7 protein-coding genes are annotated in these 7,625 nt (G+C 59.2%); all 7 read left to right on the forward strand.

Features of this window, described 5'->3' with window-relative positions:
- The coding region (locus tag Q4577_RS23295; RefSeq protein WP_303473405.1) for an integrase core domain-containing protein at positions 1–315 on the forward strand (315 nt) is incomplete at its 5' end.
- A gap of 25 nt (positions 316–340) precedes the next feature.
- Positions 341–772 carry a type IIL restriction-modification enzyme MmeI gene (locus Q4577_RS23300; protein WP_336623656.1) on the forward strand — a complete coding sequence of 144 codons (432 nt, stop codon included), beginning with the start codon at positions 341–343 and terminating at the stop codon, positions 770–772.
- Positions 769–1,725 (forward strand): hypothetical protein, encoded by a 957-nt coding sequence (locus Q4577_RS23305; RefSeq protein WP_303473288.1) that lies wholly within the window; start codon positions 769–771, stop codon positions 1,723–1,725. Before Q4577_RS23300 ends, Q4577_RS23305 begins: the two co-directional genes overlap by 4 nt.
- A 262-nt stretch (positions 1,726–1,987) precedes the next feature.
- On the forward strand, positions 1,988–3,097 hold the full coding sequence (locus Q4577_RS23310; RefSeq protein WP_303473290.1) for a phospholipase D family protein: 1,110 nt from the start codon (positions 1,988–1,990) through the stop codon (positions 3,095–3,097).
- 2 nt (positions 3,098–3,099) lie between these two features.
- On the forward strand, positions 3,100–5,160 hold the full coding sequence (locus Q4577_RS23315; RefSeq protein ID WP_303473292.1) for a DEAD/DEAH box helicase: 2,061 nt from the start codon (positions 3,100–3,102) through the stop codon (positions 5,158–5,160).
- Positions 5,153–6,352 carry a GIY-YIG nuclease family protein gene (locus Q4577_RS23320; RefSeq protein WP_303473294.1) on the forward strand — a complete coding sequence of 400 codons (1,200 nt, stop codon included), beginning with the start codon at positions 5,153–5,155 and terminating at the stop codon, positions 6,350–6,352. The genes Q4577_RS23315 and Q4577_RS23320 overlap by 8 nt, the downstream gene beginning before the upstream one ends.
- A 506-nt stretch (positions 6,353–6,858) precedes the next feature.
- Complete coding sequence (locus Q4577_RS23325) at positions 6,859–7,548, forward strand: DNA-binding protein (RefSeq protein WP_303473296.1); 690 nt, start codon at positions 6,859–6,861, stop codon at positions 7,546–7,548.
- The last annotated feature ends 77 nt before the right edge of the window (positions 7,549–7,625 follow it).

Below are 7,625 nucleotides of genomic sequence, written 5' to 3' on the forward strand. Positions count from 1 at the left end.
TCGGACCGCGGCGGGCAATATTTGTCCATTCGCTATACCGAGCGATTGGCCCTGGCAGGGATCGAACCCTCTGTTGGCAGCGTTGGCGATTCCTATGACAATGCCTTGGCCGAAACGATAAACGGTCTCTACAAAGCTGAGGTCATTCACCGGCTTGGTCCATGGAAAACCATGGCCGCCGTCGAATGGGAAACGCTCAAATGGGTCGACTGGTTTAACAATCGCCGCCTGCTTGAGCCTATCGGATATATCCCACCCGCTGAAGCAGAAGAGAGGTACTATGCACAGTTCAACACGTTAGATATGGTCGCATGAGATGAAGTAATCTGCCTCCGGCAAACTGGGGGCGGTTCAGAGTGAAGCATTCGCCCTTTTGGATGCTCCACTCTGGAACCTCGCTTTAATTGCCTCGCGTCTACACCTCATTTGGATCGCGACCGTCTGCGGTAAAATGAAAACTGACTTCCGCTATTCCAATACTCTCGGCTGGCATACCTTCCCCGTCCCGAAGCTCACCGAGACTGACAAAGCCAACCTCACCCGCTGCGCCGAGGACATCCTGCTCGCCCGCGAGGCGCATTTCCCAGCCACCATCGCCGAACTCTACGACCCCGAGAAGGTGCCCGACGACCTCCGCGCCGCCCATGACCGCAACGACGAAACCCTGGAGCGCATCTACATCGGCCGCCGGTTCCGCAACGACACGGAACGCCTCGAAAAACTCTTCGACATGTATACCAAGATGACCTCGAAGAAGGAGAAGGCGTCATGATGTCCCCGCTCGATGCAATCAACGCCGATCCGCCCAATGTCTGGATCACCTATTTCGACGGATTTGACCCTGACATATGGGGATTTACTGGTTTCACCCAGGAAGCCACCCGCAAGAGCTTCGTCAACCGGAGCGAACCCGGTGTGCTGGTTGTCATAGTGGGATCGAGCCGCGCGGAGCCGACCGAGCGACAGAGGGTCATCGGCCTGTTGCAATGCTCTCATGAGCTTGGAAAGGATCGGGATTACATGCCAAGCACCGCCTTTGCCGAGAAAGAGAGTGCAGAAAGATCAGCCGGGAAGTGGAGCCATGCTGTCCGCGTCATCAACGCCTGGCGTGTTCTTCCGCACAACAGGCCTCTGATCGAAGACTTCGCGCCGGAAACCTACACGCCCGGTCGGGCGCAGGTCATCGGCGCACAGGGCATGCCGCTGACCGCCGATGAGGCTCGCGGGCTTCTCGCTCTCGACTTTGTAAAAGTGGACGTTTTCAATCAGCCTCCGGTAGATGGAATTCGCGGCCCTGCGGAGGACGTGCTTCGGCCAAGCCGCGCAGGTCCGACTTCGCAATCCCCAACAGAACACAGGGAGGCTGAGGGCCCATGCCACGTCTACGTCCTGGCGCTGTCCGGCAAACCGGGCATCTTCCTCAACGACCCGAGTGCCAGAGGCAAGATTGTGAAGGCGGGATTCTCCAAGGTGCCTGAGGACAGGCGGGAAGCTCACAACCGGCACCTCCCGGTCGGCCCCTTTCAATGGAATGTCCTGAAATCCACCGAGGCCGAAGGGCGATCGGCGTTTCCCGGCTCCATCCAGGGCAAGGCTGCCGAAGCGGCCATGATCGCCGTGCTCGACCGCGAAGGGCGCTCTCTCGGTCGCGAATTCTTCCTCGCCGAGGACCGCGTAATCGAAGACGCTTGGACCGCCGCAATTGAAGCAGGTGAGGACACATGACAAACCATGTGAAAACCGCCCCCTCCGTCTCAGTGCAGTATGCCGCGACGGGCAGTTCGACGACCTCGAATGAGCTCGGCATCCAAAAGGGTGCCTACCGAAAAGGCTACGAGCGGCTTCAGCTGATCAAGCCGCCTCGGACCATGGACAAGTCGAGCGCCCTCAAAATGCACACTGTCGCCATGACGGGAATCCCAAGGGCCGAGGCGAGGGCACCCTGCATTTCCCCGCCACTATCGCCGAGCTCTATGACTTCGAGAAGATGCCCGACGATCTTTGCGCCGCCCATGTTCGCAACGACGAAACCCTGGAGCGCATCTACATCGGCTGGCGCTTCCGCAACGACACCGAACGCCTCGGAAAAGCTCTTCGACATGTATACCAAAACGACCGCGAAGAAGGACAAGGCATAATGCCAAAGTTTCTTGATGGACCCGAACTGAGACGTGACTTGAGAAAGGCTTTCAAGAGGGAGTCGGCTGCCCGTCTTGCCGTCGCCTACTGGGGCGATGGGGCAGCAAAAGATCTCGGTCTTTCGGGCGAGGCGGTCAGGATAACCTGCAATCTCATGGGTGGCGGAACCAATCCGGAAGAGGTCAGACGCCTGATCAAGACCGGTGTTCAGGTCCGACATCACGTCGGCTTGCATGTAAAGCTCGGCGTTGTCGGGGACGTCTCCTTCCTCGGCTCCTCGAATATGTCTGCAAACGGGTTGGGTGCAGAGGGTGCCAAAGACGGTTGGGCCGAAGCAAATATCCTCTATCAGTCCGAGCGGGCCGAAATCGCTTCGATGTTCGAAAGGCTTTGGGGCGAAAGCCGGGAGGTGACCGACGATGATCTTGCGTTGGCGCAACGTCGCTGGAACCTACGGAGCGAGGCTGCGAAGGAAGCCGACAAGATTGTTCTTCACCCGGAACCTCTTGTCAAAGCCCTTCGCGCGCGACCCGAAGATTTCGAAAATTCGTTCTTCGCTGTCTTCGATGAACTGACCGATCCAGAAGAGATTGAGGTGGTCGACCTCGGAGACGCGGAGGCGCAGAGGCGTCATGGACCGTTGTGCGAAGTATACTGGGACTGGAGTGACGGCACATTGCCAGACGAAGGATACATCGTTGACTTTCGAACGCCGCCCACAGGTGCGCGGGCATTGGCGCTTTTCGTCCGGAAGACGTCATGTCCCGACTTCGATATCGGGAACGAGCGCTTTCATCCCGCCATCAAGATTACCGAATTCGCGGGCGCCGATATCGGAAGCAAAGATGATCGCCAACGATTGCGGGATGCGATGACCGCGTATCTTGTGGACAATCCGCTGGACGACGACAGGGCGAGATGTGGCAAGCTACTCGATCTCGCTGAATACTTGGAGTAGAAATGACAGACCACGTGAAGACAGCCCTATCCGTCTCGGTTCAGTATGCCGCGACCGGTGCGTCGAAGTCCTCGAACGAGCTTGGGATGCGCGCCATGCAGGAGCGCGCCTACCAGAAGCGCGGCGAGCAATACTTACTGATCAAGTCGCCTCCGGCGTCGGGCAAGTCGCGCGCGCTCATGTTCATCGCGCTCGATAAGCTTGAAAACCAGGGGCTGAGGCAGGCCATTATTGTCGTGCCGGAGCGGTCCATCGGTGCATCGTTCAAGGATACCCCGCTGTCGCAATACGGTTTCTGGGCTGACTGGACCGTCGCACCTCAGTGGAACCTCTGCAACGCGCCTGGTGCCGATGATTTGAAGGTTGCCAAGGGCAAGGTGGCGTCGGTCAAGGCGTTCTTGGCGTCGGATGACCGTGTGCTGGTCTGCACCCATGCGACCTTCCGCTTCGCGGTGGATGAGATGGGGGTGGAAGCCTTCGACGACCGCCTGATCGCCGTAGATGAATTTCACCACGTCAGCGCAAACCCGGACAACAAGCTCGGCGCCCACTTGAGGGACTTCATGGCTCGGGACAGGACGAATATCGTGGCCATGACGGGTAGTTACTTCCGCGGCGACGCCGAGGCCGTTCTGATGCCCGACGACGAGGCCAGGTTCGAGACAGTGACCTACACCTATTACGAGCAGCTGAATGGCTACGATTACCTGAAGTCGCTCGATATCGGTTACTACTTCTATTCTGGCCGCTATCTCGACGCGATTTCAGAGGTGCTCGACCCGTCGCGCAAAACGATCGTCCACATCCCGAACGTGAACGCCCGAGAGAGCCTCGGCGACAAAATCCGCGAGGCCGAGGATATCATGCAGGCACTGGGGACTTGGAAGGGTGCCGATCCGAAGACAGGCTTTCAGCTCGTTGAACGGCCCGACGGGACAATTCTCAAGGTGGCAGATCTCGTTGACGACGATGGTGCACGCCGGGATCGCGTGATCGGCTCGCTGAAGGACCCGACCCATTCAGACGACCGCGACCACGTGGACATCATCATTGCGCTCGGCATGGCGAAAGAGGGTTTCGATTGGATCTGGTGCGAGCACGCGCTGACGGTGGGTTACCGCTCGTCTCTGACTGAGATCGTCCAGATCATCGGCCGGGCAACCCGGGATGCGCCAGGAAAGACCAGCGCGCAGTTCACGAACCTGATCGCCGAACCCGACGCGTCCGAGGAAACGGTTAATGAGGCCGTAAACGACACCCTGAAGGCGATCGCAGCGAGCCTCCTGATGGAACAGGTCCTCGCCCCCAAGTTCACTTTCACTCCGAAGGCGGCAGGCAGGAAAGAGGGTTTCGACTACGGCGAGACGGGATACCAGAGCGGCAAAACGAACGTTGGCTTCAACGAAGCGACCGGGCAGTTCCACATGGAGATCGCGGGCCTGGTGCCGCCGAAGAGCACGGAGGCGAAGCGCATCTGCGAACAAGACATCAACGAGGTGCTGGCGGCGTTTGTCCAGGATCGTCAGACCGTCGAGAAAGGGGTGTTTGATGATGAGACGCCGGCAGAAGAACTCACGCAAGTGAAGATGGGCCGCATAGTAGCGGACAAGTATCCGGAGCTGTCGGATGATGATCGCGAGGCTGTCCGCCAGCATGCGGTTGCCGCAATTGCGATGACGCAGCAAGGAAAGAAGAACGCGCCGGCTCACGAACCGGGCGACGAGCCAAAAGCGAACACCGCCTTCATCGATGGTGTTCGGCAATACGTGACGGACGTGAAGGAGCTCGAGATCGACCTCATTGACCGCATAAATCCGTTCCAGACCGCCAGGGCGATCCTGGCGAAGTCAATGGACGAGGGAACGCTGAAGGAGGTTGCTGCCATCATTGCCAAGAAGCGTATCAACCTATCGCACGAGGAAGCGCGGATGCTTGCCGAGCGCGCCGTGCGTTTCAGGCAGGAGACAGGACGGCTCCCGTCGATCACCTCAACGGACGCCTGGGAACGCCAGATGGCCGAGGGCATTGCCTTCCTCCAGCGAAAGGCGGCGGCAAATGCCTGACCGATCAGATCTTGATATCCTTGCCGACCTTGGCCTCGATCCCGTTGAAAAGAAGAAAACCGCGACCAGTCCCCGGGAGGCCCGGATCATCGCCGGCTTCGAGGATATCCAGAAGTTCGTGCAAGACCATGGGCGCGTTCCCCAACATGGTGCCGAACGAGACATTTTCGAGCGCCTCTACGCGGTCCGCCTCGACCGACTTCGCGATCAGACTGAGTGCAAAGGCTTGCTGGCCGACTTTGACACATATGGCCTGCTATCCAACGCCCCCGATGTCTTGGAAACGACGACAGAGCCTGCGCAGCTCGACGACGATGCGCTTCTTGCTTCATTGGGCGTGAGTTCCGATGCGTCAGACCTTACCGATCTGAAGCACGTGCGCCCCTATGCGGAACGTCGTGCAACGCCGGAGGACATCGCGAGCCGCCAACCGTGCGAAGATTTCGCCCGGTTTGGGCCGCTGTTCGACGCTGTCCGAGGGGACATCAAGAGCGGCGCGCGGCAGACCCTGAGGTTCGAGCGGAAGTCGGAAATCGAAGCGGGTCGGTTCTTCATCGTCGACGGTCTTACAGCCTATGTCGCCCATGCCGGTGACCCTTTTACGAACGAGTCAGGCAACCGGGACAGCCGACTTCGCGTGATCTTCGATAACGGCACCGAAAGCAACCTGCTGACTCGGTCTCTTCAGAAGGCGCTGACACAGGACCCGGCCGGAAGACGTATCACGGACCCGGATGCCGGGCCGCTATTCAACGACCCAGTGGAAGGAGGCGGCACCGAGACTGGCACCATCTATGTTCTGCGAAGCCAATCAGATCATCCCACGGTAGCGGCAAACCGGGAGGTCATCCATAAGATCGGTGTAACGGGTGGGCAGATTGCACGGCGGTTCGCCAACGCTGCGAAGGAGCCGACATTCCTCATGGCCGAGGTCGAGCTCGTTGCCAAGTTCGAGCTCATCGACATCAATCGTGTCGCACTCGAAAATCTCCTACACCGATGCTTCGCACCCGGTCGTCTCGACATTACGATTCAGGATCGCTTTGGCACACCTGTTCACCCTCGAGAGTGGTTCATTGTGCCTTTGGAAGTCGTCCATGAAGCCGTCAAGCGTCTACAGGAGAAGTCGCGTCACTGTTACGAGTATCGCGCCGAACTGGGTAAGCTCATGCGACGACCGGAGACGTCCTGAAAGCTGCGGTCCCCATCCTTGGCGTCCGTTTCGTTCGGGCCAGGTTCGAGTGTATCGCCGAAACTGACGTTGATGTGCCTTCGCGCACCTACGACTCCTGGGGGATTCGCACTGTTGCATCGCAACTCAAAACACTTGCAAACTCCAGTGTGGCTGAGATGACACCGGAGGGCCTCTGTGCCTACTGAGCGGCGCTTTTCACGTTCGCCGCCACCGAAGAGGTCACCAGGGACGAACCAGTTCAATCAACCTCATCGACTTCGACCGAATGCGCAAGTTGCGCAAAGAAAACGGGCTTTAAGTAAGAAACCGAGCCGGTCGAACCAGTGCTAATCAACGGCGGCTGGCCTGTTCGGTCAATTCCAAACGAAGAAATCTCTTGGGAACGGTGGAGATGTTTTGCGTCCATCGCTCTTGCACCCAATTACTTCCTGCCACCCCGCCGGGGTGGTAGCGCAGGTAACGGTATTACCGGCGCTTACCATTACCAAAGGTAGGAGCCAAAGATGGCAACCAAGACCCAAAAGACGATCGTTGCACTGGAAAAGAAGGCCAAGGCGGCAGTGACCGAGCTCGAAAAGCTCGGCAAACCCATCACCAACGCGAATGTTCGCGAACAGATCGGGCCTTGTTCGTTCCGCGATCTCACTCCGATCGTCAAGGCGATCAAAGCTGAGCGGGAGGCGCGCGCCAAGGCGGAGAGCGCGGTTCCGGACATGCCTGAAGAGGTCGCGGAACTTACGACCGCGCTCTGGGAGGCCGCGTTTCGCGCCGCCGACGAAGCGGCCGCGGTGAGCCGACGTGCACATGCGGAGGAGGTGGCAGAACTCCGCAAGAATTTGGACGAATGGGAGACCGATGTCGGCACCGTCGAGGACGAATTGGAGGCGATGACGGCTCGGGCCCAGGGGGCCGAAGCGGCTACGGCGGAGCTCGAGGAGCAAGTCGCAGATCTTCGGGTGGTCATCGCGGGACTGGAGGGTCGGCTCCTCGGTCGGCAGGAAGCCGCACGTGCGGCGGCTAAGGCAAACAAGCACGCGGAGACCAACCTCGAAGATGCCTGCCAGATGCCGCTCTTCGACGATCCTGCGGGCGAGGGGGGCCTGCCTCCCGCGGACGATGGCGGTGACGCGATGCACGAAGACCTGGGACGAGACAATGAGGACGACGGTGATCTCGACGACGAGGCAGCATGAGTATTGACCTGCCCCCCGCGAAATCCCTCACCGTAATGTAGAGTCTGCGCCAACTCTGAAGGAGCAGACAGATGCGA

This window comes from Marinovum sp. 2_MG-2023 (assembly GCF_030548265.1).
Lineage (GTDB): Bacteria > Pseudomonadota > Alphaproteobacteria > Rhodobacterales > Rhodobacteraceae > Marinovum.